The 21222-nt window shown below is 60.0% G+C and carries 15 protein-coding genes; 11 read left to right on the forward strand and 4 right to left on the reverse strand.

Annotation, left to right across the window (positions count from 1 at the left end):
* The first annotated feature begins 25 nt into the window (after window positions 1-25).
* From PSV43_RS03500 to PSV43_RS03515, 4 genes are read left to right on the forward strand one after another with little or no spacing between them, the layout of a single operon-like run.
* Window positions 26-811, forward strand: a complete 786-nt coding sequence (locus tag PSV43_RS03500) for an IclR family transcriptional regulator (protein ID WP_300193827.1) — start codon at window positions 26-28, stop codon at window positions 809-811.
* Window positions 808-4512: a DUF1553 domain-containing protein gene (locus PSV43_RS03505; protein WP_300193829.1), complete on the forward strand. Its 3705-nt coding sequence runs from the start codon at window positions 808-810 to the stop codon at window positions 4510-4512. Before PSV43_RS03500 ends, PSV43_RS03505 begins: the two co-directional genes overlap by 4 nt.
* The gene (locus tag PSV43_RS03510) at window positions 4509-5924 is read left to right on the forward strand and encodes a DUF1501 domain-containing protein (RefSeq protein WP_300193831.1); all 1416 of its coding nucleotides are present in this window, start codon (window positions 4509-4511) and stop codon (window positions 5922-5924) included. Before PSV43_RS03505 ends, PSV43_RS03510 begins: the two co-directional genes overlap by 4 nt.
* Window positions 5924-7327 carry a DUF1501 domain-containing protein gene (locus PSV43_RS03515; RefSeq protein ID WP_300193833.1) on the forward strand — a complete coding sequence of 468 codons (1404 nt, stop codon included), beginning with the start codon at window positions 5924-5926 and terminating at the stop codon, window positions 7325-7327. The genes PSV43_RS03510 and PSV43_RS03515 overlap by 1 nt, the downstream gene beginning before the upstream one ends.
* Window positions 7328-7486: 159 nt before the next feature.
* On the opposite strand, the gene PSV43_RS03520 is transcribed toward PSV43_RS03515, so the two are convergent.
* From PSV43_RS03520 to PSV43_RS03530, 3 genes are all read right to left on the reverse strand, one after another.
* The gene (locus PSV43_RS03520) at window positions 7487-8866 is read right to left on the reverse strand and encodes a Gfo/Idh/MocA family oxidoreductase (RefSeq protein WP_300193835.1); all 1380 of its coding nucleotides are present in this window, start codon (window positions 8864-8866) and stop codon (window positions 7487-7489) included.
* Between the two features lie 387 nt (window positions 8867-9253).
* Complete coding sequence (locus PSV43_RS03525) at window positions 9254-9730, reverse strand: MogA/MoaB family molybdenum cofactor biosynthesis protein (protein WP_300193838.1); 477 nt, start codon at window positions 9728-9730, stop codon at window positions 9254-9256.
* A gap of 53 nt (window positions 9731-9783) precedes the next feature.
* The gene (locus tag PSV43_RS03530; protein WP_300193839.1) at window positions 9784-12174 is read right to left on the reverse strand and encodes a carboxy terminal-processing peptidase; all 2391 of its coding nucleotides are present in this window, start codon (window positions 12172-12174) and stop codon (window positions 9784-9786) included.
* Between the two features lie 107 nt (window positions 12175-12281).
* Here PSV43_RS03530 and PSV43_RS03535 point away from each other — a divergent pair, with 107 nt between their 5' ends.
* From PSV43_RS03535 to PSV43_RS03560, 6 genes are all read left to right on the forward strand, one after another.
* Window positions 12282-12899 carry an MBL fold metallo-hydrolase gene (locus PSV43_RS03535; protein WP_300193841.1) on the forward strand — a complete coding sequence of 206 codons (618 nt, stop codon included), beginning with the start codon at window positions 12282-12284 and terminating at the stop codon, window positions 12897-12899.
* Window positions 12899-13972, forward strand: coding sequence for a 23S rRNA (adenine(2503)-C(2))-methyltransferase RlmN (rlmN, locus tag PSV43_RS03540; RefSeq protein ID WP_300193843.1), 1074 nt, complete (start codon window positions 12899-12901; stop codon window positions 13970-13972). Before PSV43_RS03535 ends, rlmN begins: the two co-directional genes overlap by 1 nt.
* Window positions 13973-14146: 174 nt before the next feature.
* Entirely contained in the window at window positions 14147-14797 is a 651-nt protein-coding gene (locus PSV43_RS03545) for a DUF1361 domain-containing protein (RefSeq protein ID WP_300193845.1), read from the forward strand.
* Window positions 14798-14799: 2 nt separating this feature from the next.
* Entirely contained in the window at window positions 14800-15216 is a 417-nt protein-coding gene (locus PSV43_RS03550) for a thiol-disulfide oxidoreductase DCC family protein (protein ID WP_300193847.1), read from the forward strand.
* Between the two features lie 169 nt (window positions 15217-15385).
* Window positions 15386-17341, forward strand: coding sequence for an NAD(+) synthase (locus PSV43_RS03555; RefSeq protein ID WP_300193848.1), 1956 nt, complete (start codon window positions 15386-15388; stop codon window positions 17339-17341).
* Window positions 17342-17350: 9 nt separating this feature from the next.
* On the forward strand, window positions 17351-18127 hold the full coding sequence (locus tag PSV43_RS03560) for a transporter substrate-binding domain-containing protein (protein ID WP_300193850.1): 777 nt from the start codon (window positions 17351-17353) through the stop codon (window positions 18125-18127).
* 417 nt (window positions 18128-18544) lie between these two features.
* Here the strand turns inward: PSV43_RS03560 and PSV43_RS03565 are convergent, their stop codons facing one another.
* Window positions 18545-19543 carry a ThuA domain-containing protein gene (locus PSV43_RS03565; protein WP_300193852.1) on the reverse strand — a complete coding sequence of 333 codons (999 nt, stop codon included), beginning with the start codon at window positions 19541-19543 and terminating at the stop codon, window positions 18545-18547.
* A 101-nt stretch (window positions 19544-19644) separates the two neighbouring features.
* Between PSV43_RS03565 and PSV43_RS03570 the strand changes: the two genes are divergently transcribed.
* Window positions 19645-21177 (forward strand): PQQ-binding-like beta-propeller repeat protein, encoded by a 1533-nt coding sequence (locus PSV43_RS03570; RefSeq protein WP_300193854.1) that lies wholly within the window; start codon window positions 19645-19647, stop codon window positions 21175-21177.
* Window positions 21178-21222 lie beyond the last annotated feature (45 nt).

Genomic DNA, 21222 nt, shown 5'->3' on the forward strand with positions numbered 1-21222 from the left:
CTGCGGGAGCGTTTCTAAATGCAGAATGCTCAAAGAAGCCGCCATCCCACTCACTGACGACTCGCTCGCGCCTGGCACGGAACGCACGCTCGCCATCCTCGAACTTCTCGGCCGCCACCGCGCCGGACTCAGCCTCACCGAGATCGCCCGCGAGCTCGATCTACCGGTCAATTCCGTCTTCCGCATCACCGGCACGCTGCACAGCCGGGGCTACCTCCAGCGCCGCGAGGACGACAAGCGCTTCGTGCTCACCAACAAGCTCTTCGACCTTTCACGCCCACAGGTGCGCGAGAAAAGCCTCGTCGTCTGCGCCTTGGAGTCCATCAAATGGCTGCGCGATGAAACCGGCGAGACCACGCAGGTACTCGCCAGCGTGAATCACAAGATGACCGTGCTGGAGCAGTGCATCTCCTCGCAGCCGATCAAGGTCAGCAGCACCGTCGGGCTGCAGGTGCCCATGTATTCCTGTGCCCCTGGCAAGGCCGTGCTGGCGCATCTTCCACCAGCGGAGTTAGAAAAATTCTTCGCCGCCGTGCAGCTCAAACAGTACACGCCAAACACGCTTGCCACGCCCGAGTCGCTCGAAACCGATCTCTTCAAAACTCGCAAGCGAGGCTTTGCCACGGACATCGCTGAAGGGCTCGAAGGCATCCATTGCGTCGCCGCAGCCATCCTCGACGAATACCATTACCCGGTGGCGGCTATCACCGTCATGTCCCCTTCTTATCGCCTGAAACGTGACCAGTTCGAAAAGGCCGGTAAGCTCTGCCTCGAAGCCGCTGCAGCCATCACCCGGAGGCTCCTGGCATGAACAAGTTCTCCTTAATCGCTTCTTCATTGTTTCTCAGCGGCAAGCTTCTCGCTGCTCCCACACCCACTCAAATCGAATTCTTCGAAGCCAAGATCCGCCCCATTCTCGCGCAGGAGTGCTATGAGTGCCACAGCACCGGTACCAAGAAAAAAGGCGATCTCGTTCTCGACTCCCGCCCCGGCTGGCAGGCCGGTGGCGAATCCGGCGATGTCATCAAGCCCGGCGATCCGGGCGCGTCGCTCCTCGTTCAGTCCATCAAGCACGAGCACGAGGACCTCAAGATGCCCAAAGCCGGAGCCAAGCTCGACGACAAAGTCATCGCCGACTTTGAGCAATGGATTCGCGAGGGTGCCGCCGATCCCCGCGACACGCCGCCCTCCAAAGCGGAGATCGCCAAAGAGACCGAATGGAAGAGCGTTCTCGAACGCCGCAAGCAGTGGTGGGCCTTTCAACCCGTCTCAAAGCAACCCGCGAACAAAACCATCGATGACTACATCGACGCGGAACTCGACAAGCAAGGCATCCCCGCCGCTCCTCCCGCTGATGCGCAGACGCTGCGCCGCCGCATGAGCTACATCCTGACCGGACTTCCACCTTCAGGCAATCAGAGCATCGATGACCTGCTCGCCTCCCCACACTTCGGCGAGAAATGGGCGCGCCATTTCATGGACTGGGTGCGCTACGCCGAGACCTACGGCTCCGAAGGCGATCCCGCCATTCCCTACGCCTACCAGTACCGCGACTACCTCATCCGCGCCTTTAATGATGACGTGCCGTATCCGCAACTCGTGAAGGAAGCCATCGCCGGAGACCTGCTGCCCAAGCCACGCATCAAGAACGGCATCAATGAAAGCGCCATCGGCATCGCGCAGTTGCGCATGGTGCTGCACGGCTTCTCTCCTGTCGATTCCCTCGATGAAATGGTCACCTTCACAGACAACCAGATCGACACGATCACCAAGGCCTTCCAGTCCCTCACCGTGAGTTGCGCCCGCTGCCACAACCACAAATTCGACGCTATCTCCCAGGCCGACTTCTACGCCCTCTACGGCATCTTCACCAGCACCCACCCTGCCGTCATTGATGTGAACGCACCCGGCACTGGCAAAGCGGAACGTGAAGAACTCGCCAAGCTCAAGGAGCAGATCAAAGACGAAGTGGCTGCGCACTGGCTGAAGGTGGCACCGAAGACGGTGTCCTACGACAACTCCGGCACCGCGCATCCAGGCCTCGACAAGTATCAGTGGTTCACCCATGGCGTCAGCCTCACCCAAGCAGGCGAATTCTCCCTCGCTCTTGAAGGCGATGGCATTGTCTCGCAAATCTATCCCGGAGGTTATTTTAGCAATCTGCTCACCACCAAGGAACGCGCCGTCGTGTTCTCCAAACGCTTCAAATGCGAAGGCGGCACCCTCTGGTTTCGCGTCGCTGGCAATGGCGGAGTGAAGGCCAAGTACGTGGTGGAAAACTATCCCCGCACAGGCACGATCCATAAAGCGGTCCTGCTGAGTGAGTCCAAGGACGAGAAGCTTGGCTGGCGCTCGCTCGACCTCGATTTTTGGAAGGGCGACGAGATCTTCCTTCAGATCACCACTTCCGCCGACATGCCGGCCGAGTACAGCAAGGATGCACGCTCTTGGTTTGGCCTCACGGATGTCTTCATCACGAAGGATAAAACACCGCCCTCGGCCGAAGTGCGCACGCAGTTCTCCGCCAGTGAAGTCATCCAGGCATGGCAGCAGGGCACACTGAGCAACAGCCAGGCCGAAGCGCTCAACCGCCTCTTGCATTCGGGCCTGCTGCCGAACCACCTGAAAGACATTCCAGAAGCGGCCACGCTGGTGACGCGCTACCGCGAAGTCGAAGCCCGTCTGCCCATGCCCACCCGCGTGCCCGGCGTCATCGAAGCCGATGCCAAAGATGCTCCGCTGTTTGTCCGGGGCGACCACAAACAACCTACAGAGATCGTCCCGCGCCGCTTCCTTGATGCGCTCGATCCCACACCCTTCAATACCAAAGGCAGCGGTCGTTTGCAGCTAGCCGAGCACATGGCGGACATGAAGAACAACCCGCTCACCGCACGCGTCATTGTCAATCGCCTCTGGCATCATGTCTTTGGTCGTGGTATCGTCGCCAGCGTCGATAATTTTGGCAAGCTCGGCGAACTGCCCACGCATCCCGAGTTGCTCGACTTCCTCGCCCAGCGCTTCATCGACAGCGGCGGCTCCATCAAAACCATGCTGAAGCTCATCGTGAGTTCCAAGGCCTTCCAACGCAGCGCCCATGCCGCCGAGATTGCCTTGCAGAATGACCCCGAAAACAAGCTGCTGAGTCATTGGAGTCTTCATCGCCTCGAAGCCGAATCCATTCGCGATTCCATCCTCACCCTGACCGGCAGGCTCGAACCCGTACTCTACGGTGATTCAGTTGGCAGCGGCATACCTCGCCGCAGCATCTACGTCAAAGTCATCCGCAACGCGCTTGATCCTTTCCTCACCACCTTCGACATGCCCGTGCCATTCATCACCCGTGGCAAGCGCGACACCACCAACGTCCCCGCGCAATCCCTCACCCTGCTCAATGACAACAACGTCATACGCTGGTCTCGCGAATGGGCGCTGCGCTCCACCAAGGTCGCAGACGAACAGCGCGTGAAAGAGATGTTCCAGGAAGCCTTCGCCCGTGAAGCCACGCCGGATGAAGTGCAGCAAAGCCTCGCCTACCTCGCGTCCTCGCAGCAGGAAAACAACGAGCGTGCCAAAGAACTCGCCTTTCAAGAGCAGCAAGTAGCGGATCTGAACCGCCAGATCACCGCCATCCTCGATCCCTCACGCCTCAAGCTGCAGTCCGAGCTCAAACTTCCCGCCATACCTTTGAACACTCCGGAACCGCTGGCCGAGTGGACCTTTGACAAGGATGCCAAAGACACCAAAGGCCGCATGAATCTCGAACTCGTCGGCAATGCCCGCATTGAAAAAGGCGCGCTCATTCTCGATGGCAAGTCGATGGCGAAATCCGGCTCGCTGCCGAAGAAAGTTAAAACCAAAACCCTCGAAGCTTGGGTCATGCTGGATAACCTCGCCCAGCGCGGCGGCGGCGTGCTCACCGTTCAGGGCAAGGACGGCGTGCTGTTTGACTCCATCGTTTTTGCGGAGAAAACGCCGCAGCACTGGGTGGCTGGCAGCAACTTCTTTGACCGCAGCGAACTCTTCGAAGGCAGCGCCGAAACCGAAGCCACCACGCGCCCCGTGCACATCGCCGTCGTGTATCAGCCCGATGGCACCATCAGCGGTTACCGCGATGGCAAGCCCTACGGCCGCACCTACCGCAAAGCACCCGCTGCGATCTTTGAAGCCGACACCTCCGAAGTTCTCCTCGGCTGCCGCCACGGCTCCCCCGCAGGCAACAAAGGTCTGACCGGCCGCATCTTCCGCGCCCGCATTTATGATCGCGCACTGACGCCGGAAGAGATCTCCCAAACCGCCCGCATCGAATCCAGCTCCATCACCGAGGCCGACATCGTTGCCACTCTCACAGCGGAGCAGCGCAATCAACTCGTCAAACTCAACACCCGGCGCAAGCAGCAGTCCGCCCAGCTCGAATCTTTGCGCACCACCGCCAGCGACGATCCCGCCCTCCAAGCCTGGACCAGCCTCGCGCAGTCGCTCATCAACCTGAAGGAGTTCATTTACCTGCAATGAATACGATCAATCGTCGCCAGTTCCTCTCTCGCTCTTCCACCGGCTTTGGCATGGTCGCGCTTGCAGGCCTCATGCAAGAGCAGGCGCTTGCGGATACACCGCTCATTCATCGTGCTCAGAAATTCGCACCGAAGGCACGTAGTGTGATCTTTCTCTACATGAGCGGCGGTGTGTCGCATGTCGATTCGTTCGATCACAAGCCAATGCTGGCGAAATTTGCAGGCAAGCCGATGCCCGGCGAGGTGAAGAAAACGCAGTTCAACAACAACGGCACGGTGCAGCCCTCGGCTTGGGACTTTAAACGTTACGGGCGCTCCGGGCTCGAAGTGAGCGATCTGTTTCCGCAGGTCGGAGGTGTGGCGGATGAGCTGTGCATGATCCGTGGCATGACCTCCAAATTCAGTGAGCACGCGCAGGGTAATTTCTTCATGCACACCGGCTTTCCATTCCTCGGCTATCCCAGCGCCGGTGCGTGGACGAGCTACGGCCTCGGCACCGAATCACGCGATCTGCCGGGCTACATCGTGCTGCAAAGCGGTGGTGCCTCCACTCCGCATGGCGGCGTGGGATTGTTCAGCAACGGCTTCCTGCCCGCGCAGCATCAGGCAAGCATCGTGAAGGCGGATGAAACCGAAGCCGTGGCCAACATCCGCCCACGCCAGCCCCAGGACATGCAGCGTAAACAGCTCGATTTCATTGGCGCGATGGACCGCCGCTTCATCAGCACCACGCAGCATGACATGCACGTCGAGGCCGCCATTTCAAACTACGAGATGGCCTGGCGCATGCAGTCCGCCGTGCCGGATCTCTGCGACATCTCCGGTGAGACCGAAGCGACCAAGAAACTCTACGGCCTCGACGATCCCGAGCCGAAAAAAGCCGCCTATGCCCGTCAGTGTTTGCTCGCGCGGCGTCTCGTCGAACGCGGGGTGAGCTTCATCGAGCTCAGCACGCTCGCTTACAACATCGGTGGCGGCAACGGCTCCAATCCATGGGACCACCACAGCGCACTTCAAGAAGGCCACGGCAAGATGGCGAATCAAATCGACCAGCCTATTGCTGCGCTCATCAAGGATCTCAAATCACGCGGCCTGCTCGATAGCACCCTCGTCGTCTGGGCTGGCGAATTCGGCCGCACACCCTTTGCTCAGGGCTCAAACGGGCGAGACCACAACCCCTACGGCTTCACCGTTTGGATGGCCGGCGGCGGCGTCAAAGGCGGTCACGTCCATGGTGCCACCGACGACTTCGGCTACAACGCCGTCGAGAACATCTCCAGCGTCTATGACATGTGGGCGACCGTACTTCATCTGATGGGCATCGACCACGAACAGCTCACCTATCGCTTCAGCGGGCGAGACCTTCGCCTGACTGACGTACATGGAAACGTACTCAAAGACATCATCGCTTGATGAATACTCACCTTTCACGCCGCCAGCTTCTCGCCAATGCCTCCAGCGGCTTTGGCATGGCTGCATTGGCCGGCCTGATGCAGGCGGAGTCGCCGGTGAATCGTGCGAAGCGTTTTGCGCCCAAAGCACGCAGCGTGATCTTCTGTTACATGAGCGGCGGGGTCTCGCACCTGGATTCGTTTGATCCGAAGCCGCTGCTGGAAAAGTACGCGGGCCAGCCCATGCCGGTCGAGGTGCAGAAAACGCAGTTCAACAACAACGGCACCGTGCAGCCCGCCCACTGGGAGTTCCGCCAGCGTGGGCAGAGTGGCACGCCGGTGAGCGAGCTCTTTCCGCACATGGCCACGGTCGCAGATGAGCTCTGCGTCATCCGCAGCATGACGGCGAAGTTCAGCGAGCATGCGCAGGGAAATTTCTTCATGCACAGCGGCTTCCCCTTCCTCGGTTATCCGAGCGCAGGCGCATGGGCCAGCTACGGTCTCGGCACGGAATCGCGTGATCTTCCCGGCTACATCGTCCTGCAAAGCGGTGGCGCCACTGTGCCGCATGGCGGCGTGGGTGTGTTCAGCAATGGCTTCCTGCCCGCGCAGCATCAGGCCAGCATCGTACAGGCAGACGTGGACGAAGCAGTGCGAAACATCCGCGCCCACCAACCGCGCGACATACAACGCAAGCAACTCGACTTCATCGGCGCGATGGATCGCCGCTTTGTCAGCACCACGCAGCATGACATGCACGTGGAGGCCGCCATTTCAAACTACGAGATGGCCTGGCGCATGCAGTCCGCCGTGCCGGAACTGTGCGACATCTCCGGCGAGACCGCAGCAACGAAGCAACTCTACGGCATGGATGGGCCCGACTCCCCACGCACCGCCTATGCGCATCAGTGCCTGCTGGCACGGCGTCTGGTGGAGCGCGGCGTACGCTTTGTGGAGCTGAGCTGCCTTCCGCAAACACTCGGTGGTGGTCAGGCGGCGAATCCATGGGATCAGCATGGCGAGATCAAAAAGGGCCACGGCAACATGGCGCATCAGGTGGACCAGCCCATTGCCGCGCTCGTCAAGGACCTCAAATCACGCGGCTTGCTCGACAGCACCCTCGTCATCTGGGCCGGAGAATTTGGCCGCACGCCCTTCGCGCAAGGCACCGATGGCCGCGATCACAATCCCTATGGCTTCACCATCTGGATGGCCGGGGGCGGCGTCAAGCCCGGCCACATCTACGGCGGCACAGACGACCTCGGCTACCACGCCATAGAAAATCCCTGCTCCGTCCATGACATGTGGGCCACCGTGCTTCACCTCATGGGCATTGATCACGAGCAGCTCACCTACCGCTTCAGTGGTCGCGATTTGCGGCTCACGGATGTACATGGGAACGTGCTGCGCGATGTGATCGCGTAGCTGGAGTAAGATGGGTGTGGCGAAAGCCCGCCCGTCTGCGAGCATGTGGCAAACACACCGGCATAAGAGCGTCCTCGAAGTCGGGCGGTTTGGCGAAGTGAACTGAGGTCGATAATTACCGCAGCGCGCCAAACACACCCAACCTACAAAAAGACTCGGCTACACCTCCAGCTTCCACGGCCCACGATACTCGCGCGTGAGCAGCTTGGAAGCATCCGCATCGCCGATGATCTCTTCCTTCACGGGATCCCATTTGATGGCACGGTTGGTGAGGAATGAAATCAGCGCGAGGTGGCCCGGCGTGGCGCTGCGGTGCGCTGTTTCCACCGGGGTGACGGTGGGCTGGCGGCTCTTCACGCAGTCGAGGAAGTTGCGATGGTGCCCCTTCGTTTCGTAGAGTCGTGTCTTGATGATGTCGTCTCCCAGCTTCGGCGCTTTGGCGACTTCGATGATCTCGCTCTTCGGATCCTTCTCGTCCTTCCGCTTTTTGACCAGCTGTTTGAAGGCTGGATTCGAGCAGTCGAAAGCGCCGCTACGATTCACATAGACCCAGCCGTCGGTGCCGATCCACTTGGTGCCCATCTTAATGTCGTCGTGGCCGCCTGCGATGGTCATGGTGATGTCTCCCGCATACTTCGCTTCGGCACGATACTTCGTGGCGGTGTTCCAGATGTCAGTGCGCGGTGGCATGTCCACCTGGATGGGGCTGACCTCAATCGGACCGCTGCTGTCCATGTCCATGCCCCAGTGGGCGATGTCGCAATGGTGGCCGACCCAGTCGAGCAACTGGCCGCCGCCGATGTTGTAATCCCAGCGCCAGTTCTTGTGCACGCGGCACTCGATGTAGTCCTGCATCGTCGCCGGGCCGATCCACATTTCGTAATCAAGTTCAGCAGGCGGTGGTGTAACGCTACGCTTGTCGCCGGTTTTGGCGAAATCGTTGTGTCCGCTTGGCAGGCCCACATGCACTTCCTTCAACTTTCCAATCAGACCGTTACGCACGATTTCAGCACCGATGCGAAAATTGTCCTCGCTGCGCTGCCAAGAGCCGGTCTGCCAGACACGCCCGTGCTTCTGCACCGCTTTCACAATGGCCTGCTGCTCCGCGATGGTGCGCGCCAGCGGCTTCTCGCCATAGATGTCCTTGCCGTTCTTCGCGGCTTCAATGGCGGTAAGCGCATGCCAGTTGTCCGGCAGCGCCAGCATGACGGTATCGATGTCCTTGCGCGCCATGACTTCGCGGTAGTCGTGGTAAGGTTTGCAATCCTGGTTCTTGTAAGCGCCATTGATCGTATCCAACGCCTTCCGCAGGTTGCCTTTGTCGATGTCACAAGCGGCGACAATCTGGCAGTCCTGCTCCTGCAGGAATTTGCCGGTATTGCTCGGCCCCATCATACCCCAGCCGAAGACGGCCATGGTGATCTTGCTGGAGGGTGCATTCTGCCCAATCACGCTGGCCGGAATGATGGTAGGAAAGCCGATGGCGACGGCAGACTTCGTGAGGAACTGACGGCGGGAGGAAACAGGAATGCGTTTCATGGGAATTATTTGGCTGACACCGCAGTTGTAATCGCGACCCCAATGGCAAGTCCAGCCGCAAATGAGCTGCTTTTACACCTGCTTCGCTCCACCGTTCTAGACAGAGGAAGGGATGAGATAGGGTTCCCAATCCGGAATCCTGTGAATCCTGTGAATCCTGTGAATCCTGTGAATCCTGTCCCAATCGGCTTCCTGCTGCCCAGCGCCCCCCTTGGCCTGAAAGCCTTGGAGGAACTGCGAGCTCAAATTCAACACGGCGTTACCAAGACAGGATTAACAAGATGACAAGATTATGCAGGATTTCCGAATCTGGAATCCTGTGAATCCTGTCCCAATCGGCTGTATGCGGCCCCGCGGAAATCTTAGAGGAGCATGCGAACTGTTACCTTAGCAACTCGTGGGCACGCGCTGGGCAAGCTTCACAGTGTGCGGAATGGCACCCAGCACAAAACCAAGGCACTCGACGGCACCCTGCGGTTTTCCGGGCAGGGCGATGACGAGGCTGCGGCCAACCACCGCCGCCAAACTGCGGGAGAGAATAGCGTTTGGAGTCACTTCGAGCGACTTCATGCGCATCAGTTCGCCAAAGCCGGGAATCTCCACGCGCATGATGCCGCGAATGGCCTCGGGAGTGACATCACGCTCGGCGATGCCCGTTCCGCCCGTGGTGAGGATGAGAGCACAGCCTTGAGCCGAGAAGGAACGGATCGCCTCCTGAATGAGCGGAAGGTCATCTGGGATGATCGCCTCAGCAGCGACCCCCCAGCCGTAACCTTCCGCCGCCTGTTTCAACGCCGGGCCGCCAAGATCCTCATAGACGCCCTGGCTGGCACGGTCAGAAACAGTGATGATGCCGACCTGCATTCGCTGTGTGCTGGCAGTTGGATGTGCGGGAAGGCCAGATGACTGGAGGGTCATTACTGTGCCTGTTGCTTGGCACCGACCGGCGTTTTATCCTCGGTTTTGGCCGCAGTGGTGGGCTTATGATCAAGCTCAAGAAGATCACGGAGGACATGGATGGTCTCAAGTTTCACGGGCTCGATGCCGTAGGAAAACTTGGAACCGTCATTGCCGCTGTCGTCTTCATTGGTGGCGGTGCGCATGCCGGAATTCATTTCCTTGCTGAAAGCAGACTCGGGCACCAGGTCAGGCTTGTCCACATTGTCGAGCGTGAGGTGGTAGGATTTGAATCCGTTGTCTTTGATGCGCTCAGCGACTTCCTTGGCGCGCTTGGCACGCTCCTCGATCTGCTTGTCGCGGCGAGCTTCGGTGTCGAGGCGTTCCTTCTCACGATCCTGCAGATTCAAAGAGATGGTGTTGCGGTCGATTTTTTCCTTCAGGCGATTGGACTCCTCAACCACGTTTTGGAACTCCGGATTGGCGGCGACGCGGCTCTTCACACGGGCGTTGATCTCGTCAATTGGAAACGGGTCTTTGCGGAAGAGGGGGTACTTCCTCGGCGGGATGGTGTCGTAGGGCAGTGGGTTTTCAGCGGAGGATTCGCCGATGTCGAGTACATCACGGATCGAAGGCAGCGGGATGTCGGATTCGACACCTTTGAGCTGGGTGGAACCACCGGCGATGCGGTAGAACTTCTGGATCGTCACCTTGAGGTCGCCAGCGCCTTTTTTGTCGCTGAAGAAGGGCATGTAACGTTCGACCGGGAGGATGGTCTGCACAGTGCCTTTGCCGAATGAGGACTTGTCACCCACGATGAGCGCGCGGCGGTAGTCCTGCAGTGCTGCCGCCAAAATCTCGGAGGCGGAGGCACTGGCCTTGTTGATGAGAACGATCATGGGGCCGTCATACACGGGCTTCTCGTTTTCGCAGTCGCGCCAGGTGATGCTGCCGCGCCAGTCCTTGGCCTGAACCACGGGGCCGGCAGGAATGAAGAGGCCGGTGAGCTTGATGGCTTCATCCAAGGAGCCACCACCATTGTCGCGCAGGTCAAGCACGAGGCCGTCGATCTTTTCCTTCATCAGGCGGCGCAGCAGGCGCTCCACGTCCACACTCGTGCTGACCGTGCCGTTTTCCATGTCGGCGTAGAAATTGGAGAGGTTGATCCAGCCGACCTTGAGCGCCTTGCCGAGATCCGGAGGAGTGACGAGGAGTTCGGCGTTGGCGAGCTTCTCCTTGAGCGGAACTTTGTCACGCACGATGGCGATGATGCGATTGCCGGAAGGATCGTCAGCGGGGACGATCTTGATGCGGACGGTGGTGTTCAGCTCACCACGGATCATATCGACGATCTTCTGCAGCTTGAGATACTTCACATCCACAAATTCTTCATCGCCCTGGGCGACGGCGATGATGCGGTCATTGAGCTTGAGCTCACCCTGCTTGTCCGCTGGACCACCGACGACGATGCCCTGGATTTCAGCGCCGTCATCCTTCTGGCCGAGGAGTGCACCAATGCCGACGAGCTGGTGCTGCATGTGGATTTTGAAGTTGTCGCTCTCATCCGTGCTCATGTACTCGGTGTGCGGGTCATAGGCGGTGGCGAGGCTGGAGAGGAAGAAATTCACCACATCCTTGGTGTCGTTCTCGTCGATGCTCTCAAGCAGGCGCTGGTAGTCTTTGAGAATGCGCTCTTTCGGACTCAGGTCCTTGTCTTTGTCTTTTTCCTTCTTGGTTTCAATTTTGGGTTCAATTTTGGCGGCGATTTTAGGAGCGTCGGGGTCGGGGGGCTCCACCTTTTGGGTGTCCGGCGTTATCGCCGCCTTGACCTCTGCGGCGTTGGTTTTCTTGGCGGCAGCCTTTTCCGCCTTCTTCTTTTCATCACGCTCACGCGTTTCATCTGCGATGCGTTCAGCGAGCAGATTGTCTTCGATGATTTCGATCCAGAGCTTGTCTTGGGCGGCTTTGTCCTTCGGCCATGGCGCTTTGTCGCGCTTGATCTCAATCGTGTCCTTCGAATCAAAGGAGAATTGGTTGGAGTCCAGCGCCTTCTTGAGGAAGTCCACGCGCTCTTTCACGCGCGCCTTGTAGATGTCATAGATCTCGATGGCGGGGCTGATGTTCCGCATCAGCACATGGTCGTCGAGCGTGGTCTCATACTTATCCTTGAAACCCGCGACATCCTGCTCGGTGAAGAAGATGTGCTTGAAGTCGAGCATGTTCAGGTAGTTGTGCAGCATCTCGCCGGACACCTTGTCGTCAAAGTCCTGCTTCGAGTAGTGGTGGTTTTGCAGCATGTAGGCCACATGCATGGCCACCTGGCCAAAATTGGTCTCCGCTTGCGCCGAGGGAATGAGGAGCGCGAGGGCAGTAGCCGCAGCCGCGACAGGGGTGAGTAGATAGCGAGTCATTGTGGGGGTCGTCCAAATCTATAACGAACCTCGCGGCGCGTTTTGCTTGTAGATTTTGCCTTTTCTGGGTTGAAATGTCCACCTCTTTCCCGTCTTTCGCCATCTCCATGTCTGAAATCTCCACCTACACCGGCGGTATCGCCGCCACGAACGGTTACCTGCTCACTCTGCCTGGCGGCACCCTCTTGGTGGATGCGCCGGATGGCATCGCCGCCTGGCTCAAACAGCAAAACGTGAAGGTGGACGTCCTCTTCCTCACCCACCAGCACTTCGACCACGTCCTGGATGCCGCTGCTGTCAAAGCCGAGCATGGCTGCCGCGTTTACTCCTTTGCTCCCTACTCCAAGGAGCTGACGCTGGAGATCCTCTACGGTGCCGTGACGGGCAGCCCCTTCTCCGTACCGCCCTTCGTAGCTGATGAAATCCTCGAAGGACAAACCCAGATCGAAGCCCTCGGCGAGACGTGGCGGCTCTACCATGTGCCCGGCCATTCGCCAGACAGCCTCTGCTTCCACCTCCCCAGCCAAAATCTGCTTTTCGGCGGCGACGTGCTGTTCTTAGACAGCGTTGGCCGCACCGATTTCCCAGACGGCTCCCCCGAGCTCCTGCTCAAGGGCATTATCAAAAAGCTCTTCGTTCTGCCTGATGCCACCCAAGTCTTCCCCGGCCACGGCGACGACACCACGATTGGCCGCGAGAAGCGCGAGAACCCCTACCTCACCTGATGCCAAGATCATTTCATGACCTGACCTTTGATCAGATGCGCGAGGTCATCGTGGCAGCAGGTCTGCGCCCCGCGCATGCGGGCACGCTCTGGAACACCCTGCACTTCAAGGCGATGGCCGATCCCCTCGCCCGCGAGGACCTCGTGCCACCTCTGCGCAAATGGCTCACGCAGGTGCTTAGCGACGGCTCATGGATGCTCGACGTGCCACCCGTCTCTCTGGACACCGCGAGCAGTGATGGCCTGACGCACAAGTTCCTCCTTCGCATGGCCGATGCGCAGGAGATTGAGACCGTCGTCATGGGCTACCCCGGCCGCCACACCGCCTGCGTCAGCACGCAGGCAGGCTGCGCCATGGGCTGCGTCTTCTGCGCCACCGGGCAGATGGGTTTTGTACGGCACCTGCGCCCCGGCGAAATCGTGGCCCAGGTGCTGCACGGGCAGCGCAGCGTGCGCGCCAAAGGCGAGAAAAAAGGCCTGCGCAATCTCGTCTTCATGGGCATGGGCGAGCCCCTGCACAACTACGACGCCGTGATGACAGCCCTCGACATCATCTGCGACACGCGCGGCCTGAACATCGGCCCCAGCAAGATCAGCGTCTCCACCGTTGGCGTCGTGCCCGGCATCCTGCGCATGGCAGCGGAAAAGCGCCCCTACAATCTGGCCGTCAGCCTGCACGCCGCCACGGAGGAGGAGCGGGCGAAATTGATCCCCGCCAACCAGCGCTGGCCACTGGCAGATCTCATCGCCGCCTGCCGCAGCTACAATGCACAGACCGGCCGCCGCATCTTCTTCGCCTGGACCTTGATCGAAGGCGTCAATGACACCCCTGGGCACGCACGGCTCATCGCCGAATTGCTCCACGGACTGGATGCCCACATCAATCTCATCCCGCTCAACCACACCGACGGCTACGCCGGAGAAGAAAGCAGCGACTCTGCCGCCGACGCCTTCCACCGCATCCTCCAGGACGCAGGCTTTCCCTGCACCATCCGCCAGCGGCGTGGCATCGATGTGGCTGCTGGGTGCGGACAGCTCAAAGCCGCAAAGAACAGGCGCAAGGTGGTGGCGTGATCACGGGGCCAAGGAGCGGCACTTGCCAAGTGCCGGTTTCGGAAGACGGCACTTGGCAAGCGCCGCTCCATGATGCCCCTTTTTGAACTCCCGGTGAACGCCGCGTGAATTCATCTTCATAAATCGACGACCGCTTGCTGTGCCTGCGGAAGGAGGCGTAACATGGCCTCCGTCATGTCCAAGCGCACACTTCTCCTTAATCTCCTTGCCTGCCTCTGGTGCTGCATCGTGCTCAATTGGCGCTTTCAGCTCGCGGGAAATCAATACTACGCCTTCATGCTGTGGAATCTCTTCCTGGCCGGCATCCCGCTCGGCCTCAGCCTGGGCCTGCGCTGGATTGAGCGCCCCATCCTCGCGCTGCCAGTGCTGGCCGTCTGGCTGCTGTTCTTTCCCAATGCACCCTATGTGCTGACCGATCTGATGCACCTCAACGAGCACAATCGCAATGTCCCCAAGTGGGTGGATCTCCTCATGCTGCTCTCCTTTGCCTTCGTCTCGCTCTGGCTTGGCTTTCAATCCCTCCACATCGTGCAGCATTGGTTTGCCCGGAAGTTTTCCCACGCCACGGCATGGTGTGTCACACTTGGCTCGCTCGGCCTGAGCGGCTTCGGTATTTATCTCGGCCGCTTTGACCGCTGGAACAGCTGGGACCTCCTGCACCGGCCCGTCTCTCTGCTCAGCCGCATCGCCTCCTACGTTCTCCATCCCATGGCCTACACCCACATCTGGGGGTTCACCCTGGGCTTTGGCACCCTGCTCATCTTTGCCTACCTCTTTTGGTTTTCGTCCGTGCCAACAACAGCGGACACTCGTAAGCTTGACTAGCCGTGCCCCACTACGATCCCATCTGCAACCACCTCCTGCTCTTTGATGGCGTCTGCCATCTCTGCAATGGCAGCGTGCAGTTCATCTTAAAGCGCGATCCCCAGGGAAAAATCAAGTTTGCCCCCATCCAAAGCCCTCTCGGCAGCCAACTCTACACGCAGCACGGCCTCGATCCCGCAGCACCGAATGCGATGCTCTTCCTCACCCCGCGCGGCGCATTCCAGGCCAGCGATGCCGCTCTCGAAATCGCCCGCACCCTCGGCGGCGTATGGAAGCTCGCCCTCATTTTCAAACCTCTGCCGCGTGTACTGCGCGATGCCGCTTATTACTTCATCGCCCGCAACCGCTACCGCTGGTTCGGCAAAGACGAGTCCTGCATGATGCCCACGCCTGAGTTGAAGGCACGCATGCTGGAGTAGTACGATGGGCACTCTTGCCCGTCGATCAGCGCTCCCGCAAATTCCCACCAGTCTCCGTGAGCCGCCGAGTGATGACGGCTCATATCCCGCCCATGGGACGTTCTCCAGTCAGGTGTGCTCATCGTACTTCCTCCTCGCACACCCCATATCCTGCGTGCTAGGATTGCCCATGCCGCAAGCATCCCCTACCCCGACCGCCACCCGTGAACGACTTGGTTTTGTGCGTGTCGCTGCCGTGTCCCCGGAACTGGTGCTTGGTGACGTGGCGAAGAATGTCGCCATCATCGCCCGTGAGGCGCGCACGCTGGCGCAGCGCGGCTGTCGGCTCGCGGTGTTTCCAGAGCTGAGCCTCACCGGCTACTCCTGCGCGGATCTGTTTCATACCACGCCACTGCTGGAGGCGGCAGTGAAAGGTTTGGCTGACGTGGTTGTCGCCACGCAGGACCTGCCCTGCGTGCTGGTCGTGGGACTGCCACTGCGGGTGCAGGACCGGCTCTACAACATGGCCGCCATCATGGCCAAGGGCCGCCTGCTCGGACTCGTGCCGAAGACCTTCCTGCCAAACTCCTCGGAGTTCTACGAGCGCCGCTGGTTCTCGCCCGCGCACACGCTGAATCTCTCAACCCTGCGCCTGAACGATCAGGAGGTCGCCATTGGGACGAAGCTCGTGTTTGAAGCATTGGACGTACCGGGCTTTGTGCTCGGCGTCGAGATCTGCGAGGACTTGTGGTCAGTCGTTCCGCCCTCGTGCCATCTCGCTCTCGCAGGGGCGGTGCTGCTGGCCAATCCATCCGCCAGCACGGAAGTTCTCGGCAAGGCCCCCTACCGCCGCCACCTCGTGGCGCAGCAGGCGGCACGCTGCCTGTCCGCGTATGTGTATGCCGGGGCTGGAGCCGGTGAATCGACCACGGACGTGGTCTATTCGGGCCACGGCCTCGTGGCGGAAAACGGCGTGCTCCTCGGTGAAACCGAACGCTTCTCGTTCGAGACACGCGCCATCATGACGGATGTGGATGTGCAGTCTCTGGCGCATGATCGGCTGAAGAGTTCCGCCTTTCGCGATGAAGCAGGCGGCATCGGCTTCCGCCGCGTCACATTCAGCCTCGGTGCTGCCCTCGGCGGTGCTGACACCCTGCTGCGATCCATCTCCGCTCACCCCTTCGTGCCTTCGGCCAAGGTGGATCGTGCAGCGGTGTGCGAGGAAATTTTCGCCATTCAGGCCACCGGCCTCGCCCGCCGGTTGAAGCAAGCACGCGCGAAAACGGCGGTGCTCGGTCTCTCCGGCGGCCTCGATTCAACCCTCGCGCTGCTGGTGCTGCTGGAAGCATTGAAGCGCGCGGGCATGCCGATGACCGCCGCACTGACGGTCACGATGCCCGGCTTCGGCACCACCACACGCACCAAGGGCAATGCCGAAAAACTTGCCGAGGCGCTCAACATCGAACTGCGCACCATTTCCATCAATGACGCCGTGCATCAGCACTTTGCCGACATTGGCCATTCAGAAACTCAGCACGATGCGACCTACGAAAACTCGCAGGCACGCGAGCGCACGCAGATCCTCATGGATCTCGCCAACAAGACCGGCGGCCTTGTCGTTGGCACGGGCGATCTCTCCGAAGCCGCGCTGGGCTGGTGCACGTTCAATGGCGACCACATGTCCATGTATCACGTGAACTCCGGCGTGCCGAAGACGTTGGTGCGCTACCTCATCGAGTGGTGCGCCGCCGCCGGTCCCTTTGCTGAGAAAGCGGGTGCCACCCTGCTGGACATCGCGGACACGCCGATCTCCCCCGAACTCCTGCCGCTCGCGGCGGATGAATCGCTGCAGCAGAAGACCGAGGACACCGTGGGCCCGTACGAACTGCACGACTTCTTCCTGTTTCACTTCGTGCGGCATGGCAGTAAGGCCGAGAAAATCCGCTGGCTGGCCGCGCAGGCTTTCGCGGGCAAGTACGATGACGAAACCATCGCCCGGTGGCTCGCCCTCTTCTTCAAACGCTTTGCCCAAAACCAGTTCAAGCGCTCCAGCGTACCCGATGGCCCCAAGGTCGGCTCCGTAGCCCTTTCTCCGCGTGGCGACTGGCGCATGCCGAGTGACTATGCCGGTGAATTAAACTCCTGATACAATCCCATGCTCCGCTCATTCGCCCTCACCCTGCTTCTCACGCTCTGCGCCTGCACACGCAGCAACAAGCTCATCATCGGCACCGATGCAACGTACCCACCCTTTGAGTTTGTCGATGCAAAAGGTCAGATCAGCGGCGTGGACATCGAGGTGGGACGCGAGATCGGCAAGGCGCTGGGACGCGAGGTGGAGTTCCGCAACATCAACTTCGACGGTCTGGTCACCGCTCTGCGCACCGGCTCCGTTGACCTCGTCATTTCGTCCATGACCGCCACGCCTGAGCGGCGCCAGTCCATCGATTTCTCCGAGCCGTATGTGAAGACAGGCCTCGCGGTTCTGGTCGCAAATAATTCCACCGTTCAAAGCGCCGCCGATTTAAAAGCACCGGGCCGCAAGGTCGTCGTCCGCCTCGGCACCACCGGCGAAAGCTGGGCTCGTGAGAATCTCAAGGACGCCAAAATCATCGCCCTAGATGCGGATGTGTCCTGCGTCATGGAAGTGGTGAACGCGAGCGTCGATGCCTGGATCTACGATCAGCTCTCAATCATGAACTATCAGTCCAAGTACGCCGGCAAGACGCGCGCTCTGCTCGCTCCGCTGCGTGAGGAAGTCTGGGCCATCGGCCTGAAGCAGGGCAATGATGAGCTGAAAACCAAGGTCAACGAAGTCCTCACCCGCATGCACAGCGACGGCAGTTTCACCCGACTCGCCGAACGCTTCATGGCCAAGGAAAAAGCCATGATGACCGCGCAGGGCCTGCCGTTTGTGTTTGAGCTGAAGTAGTCAGGAGCTTCAGCTCGTTCTGGAAATTTTGTGAGGTTCCCAGAGCGAGCTAAAGCTCTCAATCACCTGCGCCGCAAGCGCTCTGCATAGACAGCCGATTTGGACAGGATTCACAGGATCACAAATTCACAGAATTTCCGGATCTGAAATCCTGCATAATCTTGCCCTCTTGTTAATCCTGTCTTCTCAACGCCGCGCTGAATTTGAGCCCGCAGTTCCTCCAAGGCTTTCGGTCCAATGGACTCTCTGGGCGGCAGACAGCCGATTTGGACAGGATTAACAGGATCACAAAATTCACAGAATTTCCGGATCTGGAATCCTGCATAATCTTGCCTTCCTGTTAATCCTGTCTTCTCAACGCCGCGCTGAGCTGAAGTGATTGCGCGGAATTAGCGATCTTCGGCTTTCATGGGATGGCTACTTAGCCAGCTCAAAACTCTCCGGCTTCACGCCCACCTTGTTGCCTTTGAAGCCGTACATCGTCGGCTTATATTCACCCACGATGTTCACATCCGCCTTCTTCGGCACTTCGAGGCCGAGGCCCCAGAAGACACCGTTCACGACCATGCGGCGCAGGCCTTCGTTGGTGAGGTCGGTGGCGGCTCCCATGGTGGTGGCGAGGATCTTGTTTTCGGTGCCTGCATCGTTCTTCACCGTGCGCAGCCAAGCGATGGGCATCATCGGCGTATTCACCTCCTGCTCCACTTTGGCGGCGGTGGCTTTCTTGTAGCTGGCGGGTGCAGAGTCGGCAGTCATGCCTTGCAAAATCTGACCACGCACCAGAATGACGGCATCGGCAGACGGAGCGGCTTCATAGACGTCGGTGGTGCCAAAGAGATCGCTCACGCCACGCAGCACCGGGTTGCTGGCATTCGCAGCTTCGATAATGCCCTTGGTGGCCTCATGCTTGTGACTGCCCCAGTGGCTGACCCAGGTCTCACCGAGAAATTTGCGACCCCAGCCGCCGTTTGGGTTATTCCAGTTCCACGCGGCAAAGGGGCTGTCCTTGGCGTAGCCGTTGAACGCATGCGTGCTGGTGCGCAGCGCAATGATCGGCACGCCGCGATTCACGGCAGCTTCGAATTTCTTGGTGGTGGCGTCATCCCAATGGCGGAAGCGCAGCAGCATGACGATGGCATCGGCGGAGTCCAGCGCCTCAGGATGGCTCAGGCTGGTGGCCGCCGTGGGCTCGATGGTGCCATCCGCACCGAGGCTGAAGAGCACCGTGCATTTGAAGCCGTGGCGCTGGCTGAGGATCTTGCCGAGCATGGGCATGGATTCCTCGCTGCGATATTCCTCGTCGCCGGAAAGGAGCACGATGTGCTTCCCTTTCGCCGCACCGGCGGGTTCATAGACGACGTGGTCGGCGGCCAGCAGGCTGGACGCAGCAAACAAAGAAAGGATAAACTGTTTCATGTGGGTTGGGTGGAATGGGCCGAGGATGAGACATACGCAAAATAACGCCAGCCATTTCCTTTGCCGTGTAAGAGACGTAGAATGACGCACATCCCGCCCTCATGATTCCCAAATTCCCTCTTTTCCTCACCCTGCTGGTTGGCGGAGTGTTCGCCTGGCTTTGGTCCACCGACCACACGTTTCGCGCCGCCAGCGTGATGCTGCTCATCCCGCTGTGGCTGCTCCTCCTCGGTCTCTGGTGGGCGCTGCACCTTCGCGGCGTGCGGCTGAAGCGCCTGGGATTGTTCATCGTGGGCGTCATCGCCGTGGTGGCCGCCTTTCGCTTTTTCGTGCGCTATGAAGGCTCCGCTGACGGCTCCGCCATGCCGAGTCTGGCCTTGCGCTGGCAGACGCAGGAGTCACGGCCCGCTCCCTTCATCCCTTCCGGTGCCGCTGCCGCCACCCCTTCCCCGACTCCACCGGGTGTAGCAAACATGCCGCGCTTTCTCGGCGCTAAAGGCGATGGCGTCTTGCCGGAACCTGACTGGCAGACTGACTGGAAAGCCCATCCACCCCGTGAAGTCTGGCGCATCCAGGTAGGAGACGGCTGGTCAGGCTTTGCCGTGGCGGGCGGGCGGGCCATCACGCAAGAGCAGCGGGATGCCCAAGAATTCGTGAGCTGCTATGATCTCGCCACGGGCAAACTGCTGTGGGCGCATGCCGACACGGCGCGCTTTGATGAAGCGATGGGCGGCATCGGCCCGCGCGCCACCCCGACGGTGGATCTGGCGCAGAACGTGGTTTTCACGCTGGGTGCCAAAGGCTTGCTCAACTGCCTGGACCTGACCTCGGGGAAAGTCCGCTGGAGCAAGGAAGTGCTCAAAGACAGTGGCACGACCAAGTCCCCACAATGGGGCAAGAGCTCGGCCCCTTTGATCGTGGCAGACAACGTCGTGTGCAGCGGTGGTGATGACGGAGCCTCCCTCATCGCCTACCGGAGCAGTGACGGGCAGATCGCTTGGAAGGCGGGAGAGGACGGGGGCAGCTACAGCTCTCCCGTGCTCATGACGCTGGCCGGACGCGAGCAGATCGTGACCCTGAACACCAACTCCGTGACCGGGCATGATCCCGCCAGCGGTGCGGTGCTGTGGCGGTTTGACTGGCAGGGTGCGTTTCCCAAAGTGGGGCAACCGGTGCAGGTGACGCCAGAGCGTATCTTCATCACCAGCAGTTACGGTTTGAAGAGCCACCTGCTGGAGATCAAGGCGGACGCAGGCGGCAAGATGACCGTTGCCTCCATCGTGAGCGGCAGTGCTCCGCGCACGAAGTTCAGCAGCGCGAGTGTCTTTGGCACCCACGCCTACGCCGTGGATGAGGGCACCTTTTGCTGCGTGGATCTGACAACCGGTGAGCGCGTCTGGCGCGAAGGGCGGTACGGCTTCGGCCAGCAAATCCGCGTGGGAGACCAGTGGATGATCGTGCAGGCGGAGAAGGGCTTCGTCGCCCTGGTTAAAGCCAATCCTGAACGGCTGGAGGAAGTATCGCGGCTTGAGGCATTGAACACCAAGACGTGGAATCCACCCACACTCGCCGGGCGCTGGCTCCTGCTGCGCAATGACCGTGAAGCGGTCTGTTTTGAACTGCCGGCAAAGTAGCGCGCGAAGCCGGTGGCGACGCGCCTGAATCTAGGATGGGCGTGG

It is taken from the genome of Prosthecobacter sp. (genome assembly GCF_029946185.1).
In the GTDB taxonomy this organism is placed as follows: Bacteria; Verrucomicrobiota; Verrucomicrobiia; order Verrucomicrobiales; family Verrucomicrobiaceae; genus Prosthecobacter.